Genomic DNA, 23977 nt, shown 5'->3' on the forward strand with positions numbered 1-23977 from the left:
TACGACATGACAACTGACCTGGTGATCGAGGCCGAGGGCCTCGTCAAGACCTTCGGGCGGACGAGAGCGCTTCAGGGCGTGGACCTCGCCGTGCCCCGGGGGACGGTGCTCGGGGTGCTCGGCCCCAACGGCGCCGGCAAGACCACCGCCGTACGCATCCTCTCCACGCTCCTGGCCCCGGACGGCGGCAGCGCCCGGATCAGCGGCTTCGACGTCGTACGCGACGCCGAGCGGGTCCGGCAGACGATCGGCCTCACCGGCCAGTACGCCTCGGTCGACGAGGACCTGACCGGACGGCAGAACCTGGAGCTGTTCGGCACGCTGCTGGAGCTGGGGCGCAACGGCTCCCGACGGCGGGCCGCCGAACTGCTCGAATGGTTCGATCTGACCGCCGCCGCAGACCGGCAGGCCAAGACCTACTCCGGCGGTATGCGGCGGCGCCTGGACCTGGCCGCGAGCCTCGTCGGCTCGCCGGATGTGATCTTCCTGGACGAGCCGACCACGGGGCTCGACCCGGCCAAGCGCGAGGACATGTGGGACGTGGTCCGGTCGTTGGTCACGAACGGCTCGACCGTGCTGCTCACCACGCAGTACCTGGAGGAGGCCGACGCGCTGGCGGACGCGATCACGGTGATCGACCACGGCCGGGTCATCGCGTACGACACACCCGAGGGGCTCAAGCGGGTGGTCGGCGGCCAGACCCTCGAGGTCCGGCCGTCCGACCCCGCGCACCTGCGGCGGGTCGCGGCGATCCTGTCCGAGGTCGGCTCCGGCGCGCAGGCCGACGAGATCCGCAAGGGCGTGCTCGCGGTGCCGGTCACCGACGACGAGGCCCTGATCGAGAGCGTCGCGCGGTTCGCCGCCGCCGGCATCGCGGTCACCGAACTCTCCCTGCACCTGCCGAGCCTCGACGAGGTGTTCTTCACCCTCACCGGGCGTACCGCATCCGAGGACGACACCACCAGCCTGAAGGAGGTCGCCGCATGAGCACCCTGGTCGGCGCAGCACCCGCGAAGAGCCCGGCGCTCTCGACGGCCGTTCCGAACCCGCGACCGTTCCGGCTCGTCCGGCACTCCCTGGCGCTCGCCAAACGCAGCCTCATCAAGACCTGGCGTACCCCCGAGGCACTCATCGACGTCACGCTGCAACCGGTGCTGTTCCTGGTCATCTTCGTGTACATCTTCGGCGGCGCGGTCGCCGGGTCCACCCATGACTACCTGCAGTTCCTGTTGCCCGGCATCCTGGCGCAGACCATCGCCACCGGCGCCATCGCGATCGGCGTCAACCTGAACACCGACATCGCCAAGGGCATCTTCGACCGGTTCCGGTCGCTGCCGATCCCCCGCTCGGCGCCGTTGGTCGGCGCGGTCCTGGGCGACGTCGTACGGTACGTGATCGTCACGATCTCGACCCTCGCGATCGGTTACGTGCTCGGTTTCCGGATCGACTCCGACCCGCTCCGGGCGGTCGCCGGTTGCCTGCTCGCGGTGCTGTTCGCGCTCTGCCTGAGCTGGCTGCCGGTGTTCGTCTCGATGAAGGTGCGTACCCCGGGCGCCGTGCAGGGCCTGATGTTCGCGTTGATCATGCCGCTGAGTTTCGCGTCGAACGTGTTCGTCAGCGCCGACACCCTGCCGGGCTGGATGCAGGCGTTCGTGGACGTCAACCCGATGACCCACCTGGTGGCCGCGGTGCGCGGGCTGTTCCTCGGCACACCGGTCGGCTCACACGTGTGGTGGACGCTCGCCTGGTGTGCCGGCTTCGTGGCGGTGTTCATGCCGCTGGCGTTGCGCGCGTACCGCAAGAAGATCTAGCTAGGCGAGCAGGTCGTCCATCAGCTCACGGACCCGGGCGATGACCGCGGCGGCCGGCCGCTCGCGCCACACGGCCAGCAACGGCTCACGCTGCTCCTCGTCCCCGAGGGCGGCAGTGAGCCGTTCGGCGTCACCGGGCGGGGCGAGAAACCCGAAGGTGGCGCCGACGCGCGCCCCGAGCGCGAACAGTTCCCGCACGGTCGCGATGTCACCCCGGTACGCCGCCAGTTCGGCACCACCCAGCGCCCACGACCCGATCACCGGCAGGTCCCTCGTCGACAGCGCCTCCTCCCGGGCGAGCCTCAGCAACGTGGTCGCGGTGGTGTCGGCGTCCTCCCCGGAGCCAGGTCGCACCTGGGCCACCCGCAGCTGGAGGACCGCCACCGCGACCCGGAGGATGACGCGGGGCTGCGGTGGCCCGCCGGCCCAGCCGGCCAGCCTCCGGGTCACCCCGTCGGCGTGGGCGAGCGCCTCGTCGTACCGCTCGCGTTGCCACGCGAGGTGGGCCAGCCCGAGGCGTGCCAGCGCGGAGTCCATGTCCTCGGCCTCGCCCGGCGTCGCCGCCTCGCCCAGCCGCCGCTCGGCTTCCGGGTCGCCGGTCAGGGCAAGCTGCGCGTCCAGCCGTACCCGGGTCGACCGGGCGTCCTGCGCCGCGCCGATCAGTTCCATGTGCCGGATGCTGCGCGCCAACCACTCGGCCGAGTCGGCGCCCCCGCGTGGAATCAGGAACTGCCCGATGGCCCCCGCCGCCATGGCCATGCCCCAGTGGTCACCGGCCACCTCGAAGCGGCGGTACGCCTGCTCGGCGTCGATCACCGACGGCTCGGCCATGCCGCCGTTCTCCTGGATGGCGGCGCGGGCGAAGTGGCCGAGGCCCTGCACGTACGGGTCCGGGTGCGCGATCATCTCGGCGGCGCCCTTCATGCCCCGGTCCGTGTCGGAGGCGTCGAACGCGGGCAACGCCGACGCGAGAACGATCTGCCGGGGCGACATCTCCGCGGGCCGCTCGGCGAGGAGCGTTCGCAGGGCCCGTCGGGCGAGTACGGCGAGCCGGAGCTCGCCGCCGATACCGGCGTTGACGCCGATCACCAGGCACATCCAGGCCAGCCGGTCGGCGTCGGGCAGCGGCCGGCCGGCGGCCCGTCCGCGCAGGATCGCCGATGCCCGCCTCCGGTCCGGGTCCTCGACGTGCAGCAGACCCCGCGCCCAGCCGACGACCTCGAGGTGCAGGCCGCGCACCGACCAGAGGTGGAACAGCGCGGTGGCGATATCGACCGTGGCCGGCTCGTCACCGGACCCGAGAGCCCAGCGCAGGCCCGCGATCAGGTTCTCCTGCTCGGCGGCGCAGCGGGCGAGCGCCTCGATCTGGCCGGGCCCGACGAACCGGTCCGCGACCGCGACCGCCTGCTCCCGGGCCCAACCGACCAGGCCGGCTATGGCCGGATCCCGGTCACCGGCCGCGTCGAGCCGGGCCTCACCGTACTCGCGGACGGTTTCGAGCATCCGGTAGCGGGGCGGGTCGTCCCCCTCGACCAGGGTCAGCAGAGACTGTTCGACGAGCGTCGCCAGGCCCCGTCGTACGTCCGGGGCCCGCGCGACCGCGGCGGCGAGGTCCGCGGTGAACGCCGCGGGAATGTACGCGAGCCGTTGGAGCAGTTCGCGGTCGTCGGGCGCGAGCAGTTCCCGGCTCCAGTCGACCATCGCCCACAGGCTCGCGTGCCGTTCCGGCAGGCCCCGCAACGCGTCGTCGAGCAGCGCGAACCGGTCGGTCAGCCCGGCGAGCACGTCGTCGATCGGCATGTGCCGCAGTCGCGCGGCGGCCAGTTCGAGAGCCAGCGGCAGGTTGTCGAGTCGGTGGCACAGCGCGAGCGCCCGTTCGGTGTCCCAGGTGGGCACCGCGCCTCCGGCCCTCGCCCGGGCCTCCACCAGCCCGAGTGCGTCGTCGTCGGACAACACGGTCAGGCGGTGGACCAGCTCGCCGGCGAGGCCGAGCGGGGCCCGGCTCGTCGCGAGGACGGCGACCTCGGGCGGGACCACCGCGATCAGGTCCGCGACGACGGTGGCCGCCGCGTCGAGAACATGCTCGCAGTTGTCGAGCACGATCAGCCCGTCGAGGTCCGGCGCCACGGCGCGCAACCGTTCCTCGGGGCTGAGCACCCGCCGTTCGAGGCCCAGGTTGCCGCCGGTCGCCGAGGTGTCCGCTCCGCCGAGTGCCGCGAGCACCGTGGGCAGCACAGCGTCGGGCGAGCGCAGGCCGGCGAGTTCGATCACCCGTACCGTCTGCCCGGCCGCCGCCGCGCGCCGCGCCACCTCGGCCGCGAGCCGGGTCTTGCCCGCGCCGCCGGTCGCCACGATCGTCACCAGCGGCGCCTCCGTCAGCGCTCCGCCGACGGTCTCGACGTCCCGCTCCCGGCCGACGAGGGCGGTCACCGGCCGCCGCCACGCGGCGGGCAGGGCGATCCGCGCCGGAGGCCGGGGTGGCGCCACGACGGCCGGGCTGGTGAGTTCGCCGCGCAGCAGCGCCAGGTGGACCTGTGTGATCACGGGCGACGGGTCGGTGCCGTAGCGGTCCGCCAGTTCGGCGCGGAGTCGCTCGACCACCTCCAGCGCGTCCGCGTCCCGGCCCTGGGCGGCGAGCACCCGGACGAGCAGGGCCGCCGACGGCTCGTCCGGCGGCGTACGCGCGACGAGCCGGCGCAGGTCGGCCTCGTCGAACGGCCCCGCACCGGCGAGGGCGGCCTGTGCGCGCAGCGCGGCGACGTCCGCGAACAGGCGCGCTTCCTCGGCGGTGACGAGTTCGGGGACCTCGGGGAACAGTGCGCGGGCCTGGTCGGCCGAGTGGCGGGCGCCCGGGGCGTCACCGGTACGGAGCACGGCACGCCCCCGCTCGACGAGCGTCCGTGCCTCGACCGCGTCGACGGAGATCTCCTCGGCGGGCAGGCGGTATCCCCCCGGAACCGCGACCACGGGCAGCCCGAGACGGCGTACCCGGGAGACGAGCGCCTGGACGGCGCCGGTCGCGTCGTCGGGCGGCGTGCCGTCCCACACGGCGTCCACGAGCAGGGTGGTGGAGACCGCCCGCCCCCGCGCGTCGACGAGCGCGCGGACCACCGCGGCGAGCCGCTCCCCCCGGACCGGCCGGCCGTCGACGGCGAGTGGCCCGAGGATGGTGATCTGCACGGACCCAGCATCCCCCACCTCGTCCATCGAGCCGCCGGCAACCCGCTGGTGGTCATCGGCCGCCATGCGGCAGGGCTAGGGGGTGTGCGCCGAGGTGGCGGCGGGCCGGCCGCGGAACAGGCCGAGCCGGAGCGCCCGGAGCAGGGTGCCGGGCCGGCTCAGCGTCGCCGGGTGATCGAGCATGGTGGTGACCCGGCCCAGCCGGGCGTTGAGCACCGGATCGGCCAGCGACGTCCGGAAGACCAGGTCACCGAACCATTTGGTGACCTTGTACCCGGGTGGGTACGGGCCGTCGACGTGTGGGAGCTCGATGTCGGCCGAGGTGGAGATCTGCCAGGCGGCGTCGACGATCACCCGCACCTGGTCGAAGTACGTCCGCGCCGCCTCCTCGTGCAGTTTCGGGCCGGAGCGCAGGTACGCCGACAGGCAGGACGCGTGCAGCATCGCGGAGGTCATGCCCTGGCCGTACACCGGGTTGAAGGACGCGATCGCGTCTCCGGCCGCGACCAGTCCGGCGGGCATCCGGTCGAGCTTGTGGAAGTCCCGGCGTCGGCTGTCCGCCTGGTGGTACGTGACCACCCCGCCGAGCATCTCGCCACGTTCGGCGATGTCGCCGAACATGTGCGGATAGTGCTGGCGGCAGCGGGCGGTGAAGTCGGCGACGTCGCGGCTGGGCCGGTCCTCGTCGTAGCCGGCGACCAGCATGATCCAACGGCCACCCTCGACCGAGTTGATCCCACCGATCCGGGCGGAACGGCCCTTGCCGGCCATGGTGTGGTAGACCACCACCCAGGTGTCGCTGACCGTCGGGTCCTGCTTGTAGAGCGCCGTCGCGTAGTTCAGTTTGATCGGCATCCGCCGCATCGGCGGGCGTGGCCACCCGTTGTCGGCCAGCCAGTCGCTGAGCCGGCTGGATCGGCCCATCGCGTCGACCACGAGGTCCGCCGGTTCGACAATCGGCTCGGTCCCGCCGTCCGGCACGTACCGTGCGCCGGTGACGCGCCGGTCGGCGAAGACCAAGCCGTCCGCCCGGCCGTACACCATCCGGATGTTGTCGACCGCGAGGGTCCGCCGCCGGACCAGCGCCTCCAGGAACGGACGTGTGGTGATCAGCATCGGGCCGGTGCCGGATGGCGCCGGCGGCAGCCCCAGCACGCCGTTCACGAAGATCTTCGCCGCGCCCTGGTCGGTCGGCGGCGGTGGGGCGCCGAGCGCGAGCGCCTCGTCGACGATGCCGGGAAACCAGCGTTCCAACTGGATCTGACCGGAGGGCAGCAGCGCGTGCACCTGGCTGCCCTGCGGCACACCGGGGCGCGGCCCGTCATCCACATCGGACGAATCACGCTCGATGACGAGCACTTCGTCGGCATGGTCACTCAACACCCGAGCCGCCATGAGCCCGGCGATGCTGCCACCGAGCACCACCGCCCGCCGCATGATCACCCTGGTCTCGGCCGGGCGTTCCGCTGTCGCTATCTCCGAGAAGAGCCGGGACGGCGAGGGGGGCATACGGTCGCTCCTCGGGTGGTCGGGAAACCTCGGCATCCACGACCGTAACCACCAGACCCGCCGCAGTCAGTGGCAGCGGACCCGCATTTTCTCGTTGGTATTCACCGAGCTGCCGTCCGCCACCGGACACGGACCGCGCTCAACGACGTCGATGCGCGGGAGGCGGCGGGAAACGCAGGTCGGGACTCGTCTTGACAGATCATCCGATGGTTAGGTTAGCCTAACCTCATGCAGAAGGAGTTGGCGTCGGCCACCGGGGAACACCGCCTGTCGGGCGTCGGCCTCCGCCTGGGTTACCACGGCGTGACCGTGGTGCACGGCGCGGCGATCGGCCTCCGCCGGGGTGCGGTGACCGCGCTCGTCGGGCCCAACGGCAGCGGCAAGTCCACCCTGCTGCGCGCCCTGGCCCGGCTGCACCCGATCGAGGCCGGCATGGTTCACCTCGCCGACGGCGGCGCGGCGGCAAGCCTGCCGGCCAGGGAGTTCGCCCGTCGGGTCACCCTGCTCGCCCAGAGCCGGCCGGTACCCAGCGGGGTCACCGTCCGGGACGTGGTGGGGTACGGGCGTCACCCCTACCGGGGACGCTGGCGGGCAGAGGATCCGAACGGTCCCGTCGCCATCGCCCGGGCCATGGACGTCACCGGCGTCACCGCGATGGCGGACCGTCCGGTCGACGAACTCTCCGGCGGCGAGTTGCAGCGGGTGTGGCTGGCCACCTGTCTGGCCCAGGACACCCCGGTCCTGCTCCTCGACGAGCCCACAACCTTCCTCGACCTGCGCTACCAGGTGGAGATCCTCGACCTGGTCCGTGACCTCGCCGACGACCACGGCGTCGCCGTCGGCGTCGTGCTGCACGACCTCAACCAGGCAGCCGCCGTGGCCGACGAGGTGGTCCTGCTGCACAACGGCCGGGTCCGCGCCACCGGCACCCCGGCCGCGGTGTTCACCGAGAACGCCCTGACCGAGACCTACGGGATCCGGATCGAGGTGAGCACCGACCCGCTCAGCGGGCTGGTCACCACCCGCCCCGTGGGACGGCACCTGACCCGCACCCCGGTCTGAACGACCGCCCCGCTCCGTACCAGAGAAAGATCGTCATGACCCGTACCCGTTTCACCGCCCTCATCGCCGTGGTGGCCGCACTGTCGCTTAGCGCCTGCGGCACCACCGAGAACACCGCCACCCCCGAGGCCGCGGCCTCGGCGGCCGGCGGGCCGGTCACCGTCACGGACAGCCGCGGCAAGGACGTCACCCTCAAGGCCCCGGCGACCAAGGTCGTCGGCCTGGAGTGGGGTGAGGTCGAGATGCTGGTCAGCCTGGGCGTCCAGCCCGTCGGCGTCGCCGACCCCAAGGGCTACGGCACCTGGGTCAGCGCCGCCAAGCTCGACCCGGGTGTCAAGGACGTCGGCACGCGCGGCGAGCCGAGCGTCGACTCGATCGTCGCCCTCCAGCCCGACCTGGTGGTGATGGAGGACGACCGGGGTGGCACCCTGGTCAGCCAGCTTGAGAAGTACGTCCCCGTCGTGGTCGCCAAGGGCAGCGACGCCAAGGACAACCTCGGCCGGATGCGCACGGAGCTCACCATGATCGCCAAGGCGGTCGGCAGGACCACCGAGGCGCAGAAGCTGCTCGCCGACTTCGACGCGGCCATCGCCGACGGCAAGAAGAAAATCGCCGACGCTGGTGCCGCCGGCCGCCCGTTCGCCATCGCCGACGGCTGGAAGGAGGGCAGCACCGTCAGCATCCGGATGTTCGGCCAGGGCGCGCTCGTCTCCCAGATCGGCATCCAGCTCGGCCTCACCAACGCCTGGACCGGCAAGACCGACGAGGTGTGGGGCCTCGGCCAGACCGACGTCGAAGGCATGACCGTCCTCAAGGGCCCGAACCTGCACCTCTTCTACAACGCCTCCGACGGCGACGACGTGTTCGCCGACGGTCTCGCCGGCAACGCCATCTGGAAGTCGCTGCCCTTCGTGCAGCGGGGCAACCTGCACAAGATGCCCGACGGCGTCTGGACCTTCGGCGGTCCGCTGTCCGGCAAGCAGTACATCGACCAGCTCGTCAAGACCTACACGGTGTGACCGTGCTGATCGCACCCCCGCGCCCGGAGCCGGCCACCCGGCCAGCTCCGGGCGGGCGGCTGGCCGTGCCCCGCGTCGTCGCCGTCTTCCTCGCCGCGACCCTACTGCTGCTCGTGGTCGGCGCGGTGCACCTCACCCAGGGCACCTCCACCGTCGGCGCCCTGGACCTGCTGCGGCTCGCCGCCGGCGCGGACGACGAGGCGGCCCGCGTCCTGGTCGCCTCCCGGCTGCCCCGACTGCTCGCCGGGCTGGCCATCGGCGTCGCGCTCGATGTCGCCGGAGCCGCGCTGCAGTCGATCGCCCGCAACCCACTCGCCTCCCCCGACACACTCGCCGTCAACGCGGGCGCCCACCTGGCGATCGTCTCGGTCGCCGCGTTCGGCGTCTCGCTGCCCGCACTGCCGGCCGGCGCACTGGCCTTCTGTGGAGGACTGGCCGCCGCCGGCCTGGTGATGGCGATGTCCGCCGGTGGACAGGCGGGCACCACCCGACTCATCCTCGCCGGCTCGGCGACCGCGCTGGCGCTCAGCTCGGTGACCACCCTGCTGCTGCTCCTGTTCGAGCAGGCCACCATCGGTATGTTCGCCTGGGGCAACGGTTCTCTGGTGCAGAGCGACCTGGTCGCGCTGACCCAGCTCGCCCCGGTGATCGTCGGCGCGCTCATCGTGCTGGTGCTGCTCGGCCACCGCCTGGACATCCTCGCCCTCGGCGACGACACCGCCACCGTGCTCGGCCTCGACGTCCGGCGTACGCGACTCACCGTCACCGTGCTGGCGGTGCTGCTGTCCGCCGCGGCGGTGACCCTCACCGGCCCGGTCGGCTTCGTCGGCCTGTGCGCCCCGGTGATCGTCCGGCTGCTCGCACCCGTGGTGCCCGGGGTGCACCGGCACCGCGTCCTGCTGCCGCTGTCCGGCATCGCCGGGGTGGTCATCGTGCTCGGCTCCGACGTGCTGCTGCGCGCCATCATGGGCGGGCAGGCCGGGGTGGAGGTTCCCACCGGCGTGGTCACCACCCTCTTCGGCGCGGCGATCCTCATCTGGTTGGCCCGCCGGCACCGCGACGCCGGCCCCACCCGCCGCCCGCCCGGCGGGCACGCGGCCGTCCGGTCCCCGGCCGTCCACCGCACCGTCGTCGCCGTCACCGCCGTGGTCACCGTCGCCGCCGTGACGGTCGGCATGCTCGCCGGCGACACCTGGGTGCTCCTCGGTGACCTCGTCAACTGGGTCAACGGCACCACCGGGCCCGCGTACACCTTCGTGCTGGACCAGCGGTGGCCGCGCGTCGCGGCGGCGGTCCTGGCCGGCGCGGCGCTCGCGGTCGCCGGCACCACCGTGCAGGCGGTCTGTCGCAATCCGCTCGCCGAACCCGGCATCCTCGGCATCACCGCCGGCGCCGGACTCGGCGCGGTCGCGCTGCTCACGTTCGTGCCGCTGGCCGGCGTGTGGGCTGTCTCCGGCGTCGCCGGGCTCGGCGCGATGCTGGCGTTCGCCCTGGTCTACGGCCTCGCCTGGCGGGGCGGCGGGCTCAGCTCCGACCGGCTCGTGCTGATCGGCTTCGGCGCCTGGCAGGGCGGCACCGCGGTGATCACGTACCTGATCGTCGCCTTCGACCCGTGGAACACCGGGAAGGCGCTGACCTGGCTGTCCGGTTCCACCTACGGCCGCACGTCCACACAGGTGCTTCCGGTGCTGATCGCCCTGCTGGTGCTCACGCCGGCGGTGGTCGCCGCCCGGCGCGAACTCGACCTGATGACGCTGGACGACGACACCCCCCGGGTGCTGGGCGTCCGGCTGGAGCGCACCCGGCTGGTCGCGCTCGGCGCGGCGGCGCTGCTCACCTCCACCGCGGTCTCCGCCGTCGGGGTCATCGGCTTCGTCGGCCTGGTCGCCCCGCACGCCGCCCGGGCGCTCGTCGGCGGCCGCCACTCCCGGGTGCTTCCGGTGACCGCCCTGCTCGGCGCGGCGCTGGTCAGCATCGCCGACACCCTCGGCCGGACGTTCATCGCTCCGGCCCAGATCCCCGCCGGCCTGGTCACCGCCATGATCGGCACCCCGTACTTCGTCTGGCTGCTGTGGCGCTCCCGCGCCGTGGCGAACCACCCCCGATAACACGCCGGCCCGAGCCCCAGAGAGGCACCATGACCGAGACCATGCCCATCACCCCGTGGCGCCTGTTCACCGTCGAGGTCCGCGCGGTACGCCGGCTGAGCCCGTCGTTCGTCCGGGTGACCTTCACCGGGTCGGACCTCGACCGCTTCGCCGACAACGGTTACGACCAGCGGATCAAGCTGGCGCTGCCGCTGCCCGGCCAGCGCGAGGTGCGTCTACCGGAGGGACCGGACTGGTACGCGAAATGGCGAGCCCTGCCCGAGCACCTGCGCAATCCCGTACGCACCTACACCGTACGGGCGGTCCGGCCGGACCTGGCCGAGGTCGACGTCGACCTGGTGCTGCACGGCGACAGCGGCCCGGCGACCCGCTGGGCCGCGAGGGTGCGCGCCGGCGACGAGATCGCCATCCTCGGGCCGGACGCCGGCTACGACGGTGACCACGGCGGGATCGAGTTCCAGCCGTCAGCGGCGGGAAGCCTGTTGCTGGCCGGCGACGAGACCGCCGTACCGGCCATCAGCGGCATCTGCGAACGGCTTCCACGCGATACGCGTGGCACGGTCGTGCTGGAGGTGCCCGACATCGACGACGTGCTGCCGCTGGCGGCCCCGCCGCGAGTCGAGGTCCGCTGGCTGGTCCGAGGCGCGGACGGGCACGGCAGCAGGCTGGTGCCGGCCGTTGCCGCCGCAGCGGGGGAACTGCTGGCCGGCGACGCGACGGGGGCCGCCCAGCCCGTCGCGGACGTGGACGTCGACACCGAGATCCTGTGGGAGGTCCCGGACGAGGTGCCACCGGTTCCGCTGTACGCGTGGCTGGCCGGGGAAGCCGGCGTCATCCGGACCCTGCGCCGGCACCTGGTCGCGGAGCGGGGTCTCGACCGACGGGCCGTGGCCTTCATGGGCTACTGGCGGCTCGGCCGCGCCGACCCGGTCTGAGTCGTCGCCGTGCCCGCCGCCGAAGCGCCCCCGCCCGCCGTCGAAGCGTCACCGCCCGCGGCGCGTCGACGGCGGGCCAGGTAACCGGCGAACACCAGCAGCAACAGGGCCTCGGCGAGCAGCACGACGACCGCCCGGCCAGGCCCGAGCCAGCCGGACAGCGAGACATACCAGAACCGCACCAGCAGCGTCAGCACGGTCACCGCGAAAGCCGCCGATGCCAGGCCGTATCCGGTGTAGATCAACCGTTCCCGGCGGCGGTAACCGGCGACCGTGGCAGGGCCGCCGCGCAGCAACCGACCCCAGAACCGGTAGGTGTCGGCCCGCAGGTCAGCCAGGTTGAGGGCGTGGCTGAGCATGTGGTAACCATCCAGGCGCAGGAACGGCACCAGGTTGAGCGCGGCGGTCGCGGCACCGAAGAGCAGCATGGTGCCGGCCAGGTCGCGCAGCGCGCCGGGCCCCACCCAGGCCCGGATCGCGGCGAACGGCACCAGGGCCAGCATGCTGACGAACACGCCGGCGAACGCGGTGGCCACCCGCCGCCGGGGGGTGAAGAGCACGATGTCGTCGACCTTGCAGTACGGCGCCAGCAGCGGGAACCGCCACATCACCCCGATCTCGGTGACCCGCCCGCCGAAGTGCCGGCAGGTCAGCCCGTGCGCGCACTCATGCAGGAAGACGATCACCCAGGTGATCACCACCGCCGCCACGATCGCGGCGAGCGGGCGGTGTCCGCCACCCACCCCGTCCATCAGGTCCCGCAGGTGCACCGCGACATAGCCGGTCACGGCGAGCACGGCCAGCAGGGCGGGCAGCACGAACCCCCAGCTGAACAGCGCGCCCAGCCGAGGAAGCAGCCGGGTGAAGAGCCGGTCCGGGTCGAAGAGCGGCCACCGGGCCGACAACGGCCCGCGCCGGGCCTTCGCGGCGCCCTCGGCAGCCGAGGCGGTCAGGCGGGCGATCGTCTCCGGGTCGGTGGCGTCGGCGAGCAACTGACGGCGGTGCAGCATGCCGAAGAGCTGCTGCCAGTTCTCCGGCCCGAGCCGGCGACGGTACGTCGCGGCGTACTCGGCGGCGAGATCGTCGAGCGTGCGGGTGCCGTCCATCCGGGAGAGCAGGAAGTGCTCCCGCGGCCCGACCCGGTAGTACCAGCCGGTCTCGCCGTCCTTGACGTGGTGCACGAGCTTCTCGCCCCGCCACTGGCCGGGGCCGAGCACGACCGTGGCGCGCAGACGGGGGCGGGCCCAGGTGGCGTCGACCGTCGTCATCGCGCGCCGGCCGGTGCGTCGTCGAGCAGCGCGGCACGCATCAGGTACGACAGGTAGATCTCGTCCAGGATGCTCACTCCGAGCCGGTTGTTGGTCATGTGCACGTACGAGCTGAGCTGGATGGGCAGCGCGGCGTCGAGATCCGTGAGCGGGGTGGGCTCACCACCGCCGCGCTGGAAGACCAGCTCGCCGTCTCGGGCCAACGCCACGACCCGCTCGCGCAGCGCGCGACAGTGCGCCAGCCAGCGGCCCTCGACCCCACCCACACGCGCGGTCGACTGCTCCCGGGCCGCCACGCGGATGTCGGCGAGCCGACCCCGCAGCGCGGCGTCCATCCGCCGGTAGCTGGTGTCGAAGCTCGCGTGGTAGTCGTCGCTCGGCTCCGAGTAGGAGACCTCCCAGAACCGCCGGTACTCGTCGAGGAAGCCGGCAATCCGCCGGTCGTCGTCGAGGAAGACGGCGCACATCATCATGGCGAGCTGGGCGGAGAGCCCCAGCAGCACCGGACGGACGTGCACGTTCGTGGTGGCCAGCAGGTCGAGCACCACGTCACTGGACTGCTCGAAGTGCCACTCGGCCAGCTCGACGCCGGCGGGACCGCCGTACCGGCCGTACTCCCGTTCGTACGGGATGTGGTGGTAGCTGTTGTTCGCCCGCATCGGCATGACGCCGTCCGGGCCGTACTCCTCGTCCCACCGCTGTGCGCCGTACTCGGCGAGGAACATCTGCTTGTACAGGTCACCCAGCCCCGCGCTGTCCACCTCGTAGAGCGCGGGCCGGCGGCGCAGGAACGCGCCGATGGCCGCGTCCACCCGGGCGCGGACCACCGCCGGGTCGACGCCGGGGGCGGGCAGCACCCGCAACCGTACGTGCGGGCCCTCCATCCAGTACTTGATGAAGAAGTACCGGCTGATCAGGCCCTCGGCGCGCAGCTCGTCCACCAGCGGACGAACCCCCTCGACCAGCATGGGGTTGGCGTTGCTGGCGTAGAAGACGTGCACGCTGAGCCAGCCGTGGGCGGTCGGCGCGGGGTGGTCAGTCATGGTCTGCTCCAACTCGGACACCGTTGAGTTCGACGGTCAGTTCGGTGACGTACGTGCCGGTGCCGTCGCGCAGCACCTGCTCGTCGCGGCCCGGCAGCATCTCGGTCAGCACCAGCCGGCTGCCGGCGGCACGGGCCGTCGCGTCCAGCAGGTGCAGGGAGAAGTGGCTGTCGAAGTCCACGTAGAGCGGCTTGTGGTCCGGCCGGGCCCCACCCTGCGCGGCCGGCCCGGCGGCGTCGTCCCCGACCGCCGGGGCGAGCCGGCTGCCCTCCGGGGTGGCGAACACGCGGCGCGGCAGGCCGTTGTCGCGCCGCCACCGCTGCCACCCGAGGAACCACTCCGCGTCGCTCTGCCCGGCCGTACGCGGCGGCAGGTGATCCGGGTGCAGCTTCCACATCCGCCGTTGCAGCACCAGGTCGCCGTGCACGATGCGGGGGTATCCGGCGATGCCCCGGCCGGGCAGCGGCACGGTCGTACCGGCCCACAGGTCGGGTTGGGCCATGCCCAGGTAGGCGAAGGTGAGCAGCACCTGTTGCACCTCCGGCAGCGCCATCGGCAGCAGGAACCCGAGGTAGACCGGGATGACCTCGGCGTCGAGCCGCCGCGAACGCAGCAGCAGCCGGTCGGCGACCGGGTCGTGCTCCACGCTGAGGTCGTCCATGTCGATCTGCTCGGCCGCCGGCCGGTGGCTGATCTCCCCCGGGCAGACCAGCTCGTACGGCGTGACCACGGGGTGCAGGTTGAGGTTGGTCGCGTCGTACCCGCCCTTGAGCTCGGCGAGCACCGCGCCGGGCGGCTGGAGCCGGACGAGTTCGGCGCGGAGCGCGCCGGCGAGGTCCTGCTCGGCGAAGAGGTGCGCGAAGCGGGAGAAGAGCAGCGTCATGCCGGAGTAGACCCGGTTCACCACCACCCGGTGCCGTCCACCCTGGTCGGCGAGCTGGAGGAAGAAGGACCGGGGGTCCAGCGTGCCGAGTGTCTGCGGCACCATGGCGGCGACGTCGGTCATGAACGCGTCGTCCAGGGCCAACTCCTCGGCGCCGGCCGGCAGCCGGTCGTACGCGTCGTTCATCCGCCGGGCCACCTCCAGCCGGGCGTCGTCCAGCGCGGTGATCTCCTCCTGCCGGAACCAGTTCTCCTGCCGCACGTAGCGGTTCTCCGCGTCGAACGCCCGGCGGCGCATCATCCGGCCGCTGTAGTGCTCGAAGAAGTCCTGCTGGAACTCGTGGGCGAAGGTGAGCAGGTCGTCGCAGCGACCGCCGGCGCCGTACCGGGCCCGGAAGAAGCCCTTGGTGGCCAGCCGGCGGGGCAGGTTGATGTCGAACACCGGCATGATCCGGGCGAGCGCCCGCAGGCCGGGTAGGACCTCCCGCTCCCAGCGCTCGCGGTCGGCGGTCACCGGGGCGCCGGTGTGCCGCGTGGCATCCTCGTAGACCAGGGTGCGGGGGGCCGGGACATCGGGGCGGCCGAGGTCGGTGTGGGCGGCGATCAGCTCGTCACGGATCCCGTCGAGCGCCCGGCGACGCCCGGGCAGGTCCGCCACCGGATAGGCGGTGGCCAGACGGTTCGCCGTCGCCACCCGCTCGGCGAGCCGGTCGGACCAGTCCCGGCCGATCCGCCGCAGCGCCGCCGCGTACCCCTGGACCGGGTCGTCGGCGTGGATGTCCAGTTGCAGGTTCGGCACCACCAGCAGACCGACCCGGAGCAGGTGGTGCAGGTACTGGGCGATCTCCTCGGCCGGGCGTCCGTCGCTGGTCAGCTCGGTGACCAGGTCGTCCATCCGTCGTACCAGTCCGCCGTCGAGCGCGTCCAGGATGTCGTGCAGCACCCGGCCGGTGGGGAGCACGAAGAGCGACTCGTGGATCGACTCCAGGGTGATCGCGGCGTCGCCGTCCTCCGAGCTGGTCCGGCGGCGGCGCAGGTAGCGCAGCCGGCCGTGGGCGATGCGCCAACCGCTGGTCACGGTCACCGGAAGGTCGGCGCGGAGCGTCTCGTCGGCGAGCACGATGCTCGACAGGCGACCCAGCGCCGCCAGGTTGAGCCGGGCGCTGCCCCGCGTCGCCGTGACCGCCTCGTCGGTGCTCGGCGCGTCGGTGCTCGGCGCGTCGGTGCTCGGCGCGACGTCGAGGAGCCGGCCGGCGCCGGTTTCGAGGGTGCCGACGTTAACGGTGGTCAGGGTGCTGAACGGGCTGGTCTTCGCGGCAGCGCGGTAGGCGTACTCCAGCAGCGACCGCTCCACCCGGCGGGCCCGTTTGCCGAGCGGGCCGGTCCCGGTGAGGTAGCCGGTGAGGTACCGGTCCAGCGACGGGGAGGCGAGCAGGATGCCACCGCGCAGGTTCGGGTCGTCGGCGAGGGCACGCAGCACGGTCCGCCGCCGCCCCAACTCGTCGTCCAGCACCGCCGGGCCGGCGGCCAACTCCCGGCGGTACGCGGCGAAGGTCTCCAGCCAGTGGGCCAGGTCCCGGTGGGTGTCCGGCCCCAACGCGGCGACCGGCCAGGCCGACGGGTCGGCCGGTCGGGGCGGGCGGAGGTTGAACACGTCCCGGCGCAGCCGGATCAGCCGCTGCCGCAGCCCGTCATCGGTCAGGTTCCGGCCCACCGCGACCTGGAGCGCGTCGGCCAGGTCCCGGCCGGTCACCCGGAGCCGGTCCTCCAGGTCGAGCACGCGGCGGGACCAGTCGGCGGTCCGGTCGAAGGCGAGCTGGTCGGCGACCTCGATGGGCAGTCCGGCGGTGCGCAGCATGAACACCCCGGGCATCCGCCAGGAGACCGGGGTCACCGGGGGTGCGGGCAGGGACACCGTCACGGGTTTCTCCTTCGTCGACGGATGGTCACGGATCGGGCGTCCGCCGCTGGCGTCGGCGGAGCGGCGCGGGACGGGGTCGTCACAGTCGGTACGCCAGGTCGGCGGTGGCCTCGGGATGCCGCCCGAGGAGCAGGAAGAGCACGGTGCGTTCGTCGGTGCCGTCCAGCCCGAGGGCGGTGTTCATGGCGACGTTGTCGAAGCCGAGCACCGCGCCGCAGCCCAGGCGTTGCGCGGTGGCCGCGCAGTACGCCCGCTGGGCGACGGTGCCGACCTCGGCGTTCAGCATCCGGTAGCCACGGGGGCCGAACACGTCGAGGACCGCGTCCGGCCGGCCGGAGATGGCCAGCACCGCGCCGACCTGACCCATCGTGTAGTTGGTGAGGAAGTACTGCTGCTGCAGGAAGGCGGACATCCCGTCCTCGGGTTCGGGGCCGGCCGGCAACAAGGCGTGCCGCCGCTCGCAGTAGGCGTAGCCGCCGCCGGGCAGCCCGTCGACGTGGTTGGCGAAGACCCAGAGCCGGGTCAGCTCGGGCCCGCCGTCGGTTCGCTTGATGTCCGCCGGGTAACGCCGGGCGGCGGCGGCGAAGGCGAGCGTGGTGCCGAGGTCGGCGGCGGTCAGCTCAGGCGGCCGACGGAACCGGCCGAAGCTGCTGGACCGGCTGGCCAACACCGCCGACAGTGGACGGTTGAGCCGGTCCAGCTCCGGCTCGGGCAGCGCGACCGGCTCGCCCGGCAGGTCCCGGGGAGCGGCGGAACCGACGGTGTCGGGGGCGGGAACGGCCGACGTGGCCGCCGCCCGGTGGACCGCGGTGACCGCGGAGAAGTCCCGCACCCGACGGGACCGTTCGAAGGCGGGGTACCGGGCGCGCACCCGCGCGACGGCGTCCGCCGGCACCACCGGTGGGCGCGTGTCGGCGCCGGTCCAGTCCATCGGCACGACCGCGAAGATGCTCTCCGCGTCGCTGTCCAGGTCGAGCAGCCGGTCCAGGGGCGCCGGATCGAAACAGAGCAACCGCCGCAGGGGTACGCCCAGCGCCGGTGCCAGCAGGTCCCAGGAGCCGAGCAGAGCCCCGAGGTCCTGGGTGACCACGTGATAGCAGAAGCTGTTGTACTTGAACGAGTTCTTCCAGAACCGGATACCGGCCAGCAGGTAGCTGTCGCCGGCGGTCCCCGGGCCGTCGGCGCCGAGGGCGGCGCGGACGGTGCCGGTGACGTCGCCGAGCAGCAGCCGCTCCAGCACGTGCGCTCCGGTGTGGTAGTGGTAGACGCCCGGCAGCAGCGGCCCACCCGCCCCCACCACCAGGTACAGCTCCACCGGGTACATCCCGCCCCCGGACGCGGTGCCGCGTCCCCACACCGCGTGCTCGAGGTGCGCCCGCTTGGCGACGTCCTGGTTCCAGTTGACCGTCATCCGCCGGTCCAGCACCCCGTACGACAGGCGCAGCAGGGCGGCCAGCCCGGCCAGCGACCAGCGGGTGGTCGCCGGCAGGTTCTCCCCGGTGTGCAGGTCGCTCAGGGTGGGCAGCTCGGGCAGCTCGGCGGGCAGCGGCAGCCGGGACGCGCCGGGGTAGCTCTTGTGCCGGGACGGCTGGTCGGCCCAGTCCACCTCGTGGTTGAGCGGTTCCATCGGGGTCCGGGCCCGGCGGAACACCGCCTCGGTGTAGTCCCGGACGACCTCGCGGGCCTCCTGCTGCATGTCGCTGCTCCTACGGAAAGGGGTGCGGGTGGGGGTTGCGGCCGGTGGCGCCGAGCCCGTCCGGTCCGTGCCGGCCCCGGGCCAGGTACCGCTCCAGCCGGTCGCTCCACAGCACCCGCTGCCGCTGCCAGCCGAAGTCGATGGGGACCAGGGCCGGAGCCACGACGGCCATCGTGTGCACCCCGGCGACCTCCTGCTCCGGGCAGGTCTGGTCGACGGCGACGACGTCACCGCCGAGGCTGGCGATCAGGCCGGCGAGGTACGTCATGTCCGCGCGCAGGTCGTCGTGGTCAGGTCGGACGGCGAGCCAGTCGCCGTACAGCTCCGACATGGTCCGCAGCGGCGGGTCGTCCAGGAGGAACGCCGCGTGTCGCGCCATCTCCGGCAGGCCGTAGAGCAGCGCGTGGTGGCTCAGCTCGGTGACCCGGGTGTAGTCGCGGACCATCTCGCGCAGCTCGGGTTCGCTGGCGGCGACCCGCTCGTCGAAGCCGGGGACGTAGGAGGCGGTCTCGCAGAGCGCCGCCCGGACCGCGTCGTCCGGGTCGAGGCTCGCGCCGGCGGCGAAGCAGAGCTGGCCGAGCCCGTCGCCGCGCTTGACCGCGACCGCGGTGACCACCGGGACCGGCAGGTCGGCGCGGGTGTCGAAGAGCCGGATGTCGTAGCCGAGCAGGTCGACCCGGTCGAGCATGAAGTGCACCCGCTCGTCGCGGCAGGTCGCCGGGTCGATCTCGGCCAGCCGGGCCGAGCCGTACCAGGCGAGCAGGAAGGCGTCCCGCTCGATGAGTTCGAGCATGCCGTGCAGCAACGCTTCCTCCGGGCAGCTGCCGCTGGCGCAGCCGTTGGAGCACTCCTGAACGAACTTGCGTTGGTCGGTGCGGCGGTCCAGGTAGTAGACGATCTGTTCGGGAACGAGGCGGGGCGTGCTGTCGCGCAGCGACCACCCCCAGACCCAGTGCATCGGCTCGTCCGGCGAGTACGGGGTGTAGTAGAGCCCGTGCCCCTGGTAGAAGGCCGGGTGGTAGCCCAGGCCGGCCGGGTCGAGCGCGTCGGGGGCGAGGTTGGCGTAGCTGTCGAAGACCTCGGTGCGCTTGGCCCGCGGGAACTGGCCGGCGTAGCGTTCCAGCCCCTCCAGCAGCGCGTACGTCTCACTGCCGCCGTAGCTGTTGTCGTGCCCGCTCCACCACATCTCGTGCAGGTCGTACCGGCTGCGGACCCGGAAGTAGCCGGTGACCGGTGCGGTGGCGGTGGCGTTGTACACCCGCAGCGCGTTGCCGCCCAGCGCCCCGGCGACCGGGTTGGCCAGCGCAGCGACCGGCAGGTCCAGCTCGCCGGCCGCACGCAGCCGGTACGCGGTCGGGTCCGGCTTGGGCCGGCGGGTCAGCGGGATCACCGCCGCCTCGGCGGTGTCCGCACGGGTGGTCGCGCAGGCGGGGCATTCGGAGTCGGCGAGCACCTCGACCAGCGTCGCCTCCAGGGTGTCCATCCGCAGCTGGTGCAGCCGCGCCACACCGGGGCGGTCGGCCCGGGAGCGGCACGCCTGCCGGAACAGCTGCCAGAGAGCGTCGACCGCGAACGGCGTGAGGTGCGGCAGGGGCGCCACCGTCCCGACCTGAGCGCCGTGCTCCAGGGCGTGCCGCTCCTCCCGGAGCCGGATGGCCTGCCAGCGCCGTTGGACGCAGAGCGGGCACGGCCCGGGTCGGGTCGGCACCGGGTCACCGGCGCCGGTCCAGCGGGGGCCGACCAGCGCGGTGGCGCCGTGCAGCCAGATCGGCACCACGTCGCCGGTGAGCCCCTCGCCGCCGTCGGCGTACGCGTCGGTCAGGCCGAGGGCGGCGATGCGGACGGTGATCCCGGCGGGTGACGGGCCGTCGCCGGCCGGCTGGCCAGCGTGGTTCTGGAGCCGCTCGTGGAACGCCTCGCCGAGCTGCTTGAGGCTGGCGTCCCACCCGGTGGAGGTGGTCCGGACATCGACGATCATGCGGTTCACCTGTCTGCGGTCGCTGCGGGTCTGGTGTCGGGACCGGGGCTCCCCGCCGGCGTGGCTCGCCGGCGGGGACGACTGCGGTGCGGTTACCCGCCGCCGCATCCGGTGCTGGTGCTGCTGCTGCAGCAACTGGATGTGCTGCAACTGCAGCAGCTGGAGCAGGAACAGCTGGAGCTGGACCAGTCCATGACCATCGCGTCGATCGCGTCGACGTCCTCGATCTCGAACGTCTCGGTCTCCAACGCGCGGAGTTCCTCCGTCAGATCCGGCATTTCCCTCTACCTCCCCTCGGGGCGTATGCGGGCCTCTGCGTCGTCCGACCGTCCGGAGCGGCCGGTGGCGCCGAGGCTCAGCTGGTGCTGCTGCAACTCGACGAGGTGCAGCTGCAACAACTGGACGTGCTGCAGCTGGAGCAGCTCGACGTACTGGTGCTGCTGCTGCAGATGTCCATGTGGTCAGCGGACAGATCGGCGATGTCCTCGACCTCGAACGTCTCGGTCTGCAGGTCCCGCAGTTCGCCGCGGACCGATTCGGACAGCGCGGCGGATGACAGGGGTTGTGTCACGGGCCTCTCCTTGAGCCGCGGTCGGCGCCAGTCGTGGTGGGTCTGCGTCCGCACCACCACGGTGGAGCCAGCGGAGGCACGCAGGGGCTACTCGCCGGTGTCGGCCGGCGGCGGTTGGTGCGTTCAGATGCGACGTCCCACCGGGGACTGGACTGCGTCAGCGCTGTGGGGATCAACCCCGTTCACCCGGTCAGCCGCAGCTGGAGGTGCTGGTGCTGGTGCTGCAGCAGCTCGACGTGCTGCAACTGCAGCAGCTCGAGCAGGAGCAGCTGGAGCTGGTAGCGGCGAGCGCCTCGCCGCCGTCCTCAACCTCCTCGATCTCGAAGGTCTCGGTCTCCAGCTCGCGGAGCTCGTCGTTCAGGGTGATCGGCATGTTTCCACCTCCTTCCACGGTGCGTGCCTCGCTCGGACCACTGGTGTGGTGGTTCAATCGGCCGCCAGGCCGTCGTGCCGCAGCAGGACCACGCCGCTGCGGAACGCGCCGCTGGCCCGCAGGTCCCGGGTGGTGGTCTCGACCAGCAGCGCGCTGATCCCCCGCTCGGCCAGGGCGGCGAGCACCGCGTGCCGGTCGGTGCCGCCGACCGCCGCGGTGCCGTTGGCGGCGCGGCCGGTGAGGGTCGCCGGATCGAGGTCCGCGAGCACCGGATCGCCGAGGTCGGCGTCGGTCCCCTCGAAGTGCCGCACCTGGATTCGTCCGACCAGGTCGCGGAGGGCGCTGAGCCGCGTGGCGACCGGGTCGAAACCGCCGGCGAGCCGCCAGTCGCGGTCCCCACCGCCTGGTGCCTCGCTGACGGCGAGCACGGCGTGCGCCGGTGCCGCGCCGGGAAGAGCGAAGACCGCGAGCTGGTGGCCGAAGCGGTGGGCCGCCTTCACCACGAACGCGGTGTCCTCGTCGGCGACCAGCTCCTCCTCGCCGAGCGCGGCGAGACCACCGTCGCCCCGCATCGCCGCGGTCAGGGCGTGGTACGCCAGCGCGTCCGCGAGGCCCTGATCGATGACGCCGTCGAGACTGTCGGCGGCCGCCGCGCCGGCGTGGGTCCGCTCGGCGAGGCCCTCGCCGTTGGCAGCGGAGGTGGGCAGGGCCAGTGCCGCCGGAACCCACACCCTCTCCGGACGGCCCAGCACGGTCGCCGGCAGCCAGCGGACCGCTCGGCGCGGGTCGTACGGCACCGCGCCGGTCGCGCTGTGCAGCTCGGTCCACGGCACCGGTTGCCCGCCACGCTCACGCAGTTGCTCGGCCGAGGCCAGGACGCCGGCGCGTGGGTCGGCGTACCGGGCGGCGTGGTCACACACCGCCACCCGGTAGGCGGCCAGCCGGGCACTCAGCACGGTGTGCACGTCGAACGCAGTCACCTCGCGTGGCCCACGCCGGCCGGGCAGCCGCAACCGGGCCGTCTTCAGCGGCGCCTGCTCCAGCGGGTCGTCCACGAACCGGGTGAAGACGCCGGCGTTCGGTGACACCAACGCCTGGGCACGCTGGTAGGTCTCGTCGTCGGAGCTGCCCGCCCCGGCCGGCTCGGGCACGTCGACGTCCCGACAGACCGGGCAGGCCGGATGCGGCAGCACCCGTTCCCGGGCGGCCTCCAAGGTGGACCGGTCCAGTAGCAGCACGCCGTCGGCCGTGTCCGGCGCCAGCGCGCCGGTGAGGACCCGGAACAGCTCGAACGCGGCGGCGTTGCCGACCATCCGCGCGGTCACCTCCGGCAGCGGCGCGGGCGCGTCGGCGCCGGGGCCGACGGCGAGCTGCCGCCAGAACTCGGCGGCGACGGCGGCATCGGCGGCGGCGGTGAGCCGCAGCTGGGCACAGAGCCAGCAGGGGGTCCCGCCCGGTTCGACCGTCGGCCCCACCACCGCCCGCTCGTCGTCCCAGACCACCGGAACCAACAGCGGGCCGTCGCGGTGACAGGTGCGAGCCAGCTCGGCCAGGCCGGCCAGGTCCGTCCGGTCGGCGCAGTACACCACCGCGTCCGCTCCGCTCAGCTCGACCGGGCCGTCGTGCACTCGCAGCGCGGCCGCCAGACCGTCGTCGCGCAGCTCCTCCACCTCCGGCCGCAACGCCTCGGCGTAGCGCGACGGGTCGTCGTACGGGTACAGGTCAAGGTGGAGGCACCCGTTGCGGAGTAGGCCGCTCGCCGCGGCCAGCAGGGTCGCTCCCCCACCGACCAGCGCCACGCGGGCGGTGTGCAGGCGCAGGAAACGGCCGGTGGGATCGTCGGCGAAGTGGTCGATGAACTCGATCTGCGGGGCGAACCGCCGGCCCACCGCCTCGGCCAGCTCCGTACGGTCGCCGGCGTCCTTCGCGAAGCCACGGGCGAGCAACGCGCGGACCAGGGTGAGCACCGTCTGCCGCTGGCCCTGGTCCAGGGACGCGGTGAGCTGTCCCAGGGTGTGCTCCCCGGTCAGGTACGGGCTCAACGAGGTCAGCCAACGGAAGGCGGACCTTCCTTTGATCAGGAAGGCGGTGTCCGGCCCGCGCAGGTAGGCGCCGGCCGGCGCGTCCAGGAAGACCACGTCGTGTCGCAGCTTGGGTCGCACTTCCAGGTTCTCCGCACCGTCCCGCGGCAGGCTCATCCGGGCTCCTATGCCAGCGATCACCATCGACTCGAAAGTGTCTACATGCTGCCCATGGTCAATTCATTCGTCAACAGATTGTTTCGTCGAGGGCAGCGGCGGGAGTCAATTGGAGTGCACTGAGCTGCGGCTAGGGGAAATTTTTCCGCACCCCACCGCTGCGGGCCTTCCGGCACCGATCAACCTCCGCTACTCTGTGGGCGTCATCGGCACCTCCGCAGGTCAGAGACTTTTACATCGTTCCAGGCAAAGGCGGGCCGGTGGCGCGATCCCGAGGCTGGCGGTGCCCCACCGCCACCGCGACCGTGCCTTAACGGTCAGTTAGTTGACTGTGCACAATTAACCGTGTGTTGTGGGTCGGGAATCAGTGAGGACCGTCAGATGAAGACGATGGAAAATCTCCTCGGCGGCATCCGCCACACC

At 72.8% G+C, this 23977-nt stretch carries 17 protein-coding genes; 6 read left to right on the forward strand and 11 right to left on the reverse strand.

What is annotated here, in order from left to right; all coding sequences use genetic code 11:
• Positions 1–6: 6 nt before the first annotated feature.
• Positions 7–987 carry an ATP-binding cassette domain-containing protein gene (locus tag ACWD5O_RS08455; RefSeq protein WP_450084956.1) on the forward strand — a complete coding sequence of 327 codons (981 nt, stop codon included), beginning with the start codon at positions 7–9 and terminating at the stop codon, positions 985–987.
• Positions 984–1811 carry an ABC transporter permease gene (locus tag ACWD5O_RS08460; RefSeq protein WP_450084947.1) on the forward strand — a complete coding sequence of 276 codons (828 nt, stop codon included), beginning with the start codon at positions 984–986 and terminating at the stop codon, positions 1809–1811. Before ACWD5O_RS08455 ends, ACWD5O_RS08460 begins: the two co-directional genes overlap by 4 nt.
• On the opposite strand, the gene ACWD5O_RS08465 is transcribed toward ACWD5O_RS08460, so the two are convergent.
• Both ACWD5O_RS08465 and ACWD5O_RS08470 read right to left on the reverse strand, forming a co-directional pair.
• Positions 1812–5057 (reverse strand): BTAD domain-containing putative transcriptional regulator, encoded by a 3246-nt coding sequence (locus ACWD5O_RS08465; protein WP_450084946.1) that lies wholly within the window; start codon positions 5055–5057, stop codon positions 1812–1814. It lies immediately after the preceding gene.
• 9 nt (positions 5058–5066) lie between these two features.
• A complete protein-coding gene (locus ACWD5O_RS08470) occupies positions 5067–6500 on the reverse strand; it encodes an FAD-dependent oxidoreductase (RefSeq protein WP_450084945.1) in 1434 nt (477 codons plus the stop codon).
• A 228-nt stretch (positions 6501–6728) separates the two neighbouring features.
• Between ACWD5O_RS08470 and ACWD5O_RS08475 the strand changes: the two genes are divergently transcribed.
• Genes ACWD5O_RS08475 through ACWD5O_RS08490 form a run of 4 tightly spaced genes read left to right on the forward strand, consistent with a single transcriptional unit; the run spans position 6729 to position 11624 of the window.
• Positions 6729–7562, forward strand: a complete 834-nt coding sequence (locus tag ACWD5O_RS08475; protein WP_354966802.1) for an ABC transporter ATP-binding protein — start codon at positions 6729–6731, stop codon at positions 7560–7562.
• Between the two features lie 35 nt (positions 7563–7597).
• Positions 7598–8581 (forward strand): ABC transporter substrate-binding protein, encoded by a 984-nt coding sequence (locus tag ACWD5O_RS08480; RefSeq protein ID WP_450084944.1) that lies wholly within the window; start codon positions 7598–7600, stop codon positions 8579–8581.
• A 5-nt stretch (positions 8582–8586) separates the two neighbouring features.
• Positions 8587–10689 carry an iron ABC transporter permease gene (locus tag ACWD5O_RS08485; RefSeq protein ID WP_450084959.1) on the forward strand — a complete coding sequence of 701 codons (2103 nt, stop codon included), beginning with the start codon at positions 8587–8589 and terminating at the stop codon, positions 10687–10689.
• A 29-nt stretch (positions 10690–10718) separates the two neighbouring features.
• Entirely contained in the window at positions 10719–11624 is a 906-nt protein-coding gene (locus ACWD5O_RS08490; RefSeq protein ID WP_450084943.1) for a siderophore-interacting protein, read from the forward strand.
• Here ACWD5O_RS08490 and ACWD5O_RS08495 read toward each other — a convergent pair.
• The 9 genes from ACWD5O_RS08495 to ACWD5O_RS08535 all read right to left on the reverse strand — a co-directional run bounded on the left by ACWD5O_RS08495 (position 11591) and on the right by ACWD5O_RS08535 (position 23554).
• Entirely contained in the window at positions 11591–12892 is a 1302-nt protein-coding gene (locus ACWD5O_RS08495; RefSeq protein ID WP_450084942.1) for a metalloprotease, read from the reverse strand. The genes ACWD5O_RS08490 and ACWD5O_RS08495 overlap by 34 nt on opposite strands.
• The gene (locus ACWD5O_RS08500; protein ID WP_450084941.1) at positions 12889–13935 is read right to left on the reverse strand and encodes a lantibiotic dehydratase C-terminal domain-containing protein; all 1047 of its coding nucleotides are present in this window, start codon (positions 13933–13935) and stop codon (positions 12889–12891) included. The genes ACWD5O_RS08495 and ACWD5O_RS08500 overlap by 4 nt, the downstream gene beginning before the upstream one ends.
• Complete coding sequence (locus ACWD5O_RS08505) at positions 13928–16738, reverse strand: lantibiotic dehydratase (protein WP_450084940.1); 2811 nt, start codon at positions 16736–16738, stop codon at positions 13928–13930. Before ACWD5O_RS08505 ends, ACWD5O_RS08500 begins: the two co-directional genes overlap by 8 nt.
• 79 nt (positions 16739–16817) lie before the next feature.
• A complete protein-coding gene (locus ACWD5O_RS08510; RefSeq protein ID WP_387326465.1) occupies positions 16818–18434 on the reverse strand; it encodes a SagB family peptide dehydrogenase in 1617 nt (538 codons plus the stop codon).
• Between the two features lie 10 nt (positions 18435–18444).
• Entirely contained in the window at positions 18445–20412 is a 1968-nt protein-coding gene (locus ACWD5O_RS08515) for a TOMM precursor leader peptide-binding protein (RefSeq protein WP_450084939.1), read from the reverse strand.
• 92 nt (positions 20413–20504) lie between these two features.
• Positions 20505–20690: a thiazolylpeptide-type bacteriocin gene (locus tag ACWD5O_RS08520; protein WP_089021435.1), complete on the reverse strand. Its 186-nt coding sequence runs from the start codon at positions 20688–20690 to the stop codon at positions 20505–20507.
• Positions 20691–20767: 77 nt separating this feature from the next.
• Positions 20768–20983, reverse strand: coding sequence for a hypothetical protein (locus ACWD5O_RS08525; RefSeq protein ID WP_307871652.1), 216 nt, complete (start codon positions 20981–20983; stop codon positions 20768–20770).
• 190 nt (positions 20984–21173) lie between these two features.
• On the reverse strand, positions 21174–21356 hold the full coding sequence (locus ACWD5O_RS08530; RefSeq protein ID WP_046564715.1) for a hypothetical protein: 183 nt from the start codon (positions 21354–21356) through the stop codon (positions 21174–21176).
• Between the two features lie 53 nt (positions 21357–21409).
• On the reverse strand, positions 21410–23554 hold the full coding sequence (locus ACWD5O_RS08535; RefSeq protein ID WP_450084938.1) for a TOMM precursor leader peptide-binding protein: 2145 nt from the start codon (positions 23552–23554) through the stop codon (positions 21410–21412).
• Positions 23555–23977: the final 423 nt, after the last annotated feature.

This window comes from Micromonospora sp. NPDC005161 (assembly GCF_053599855.1).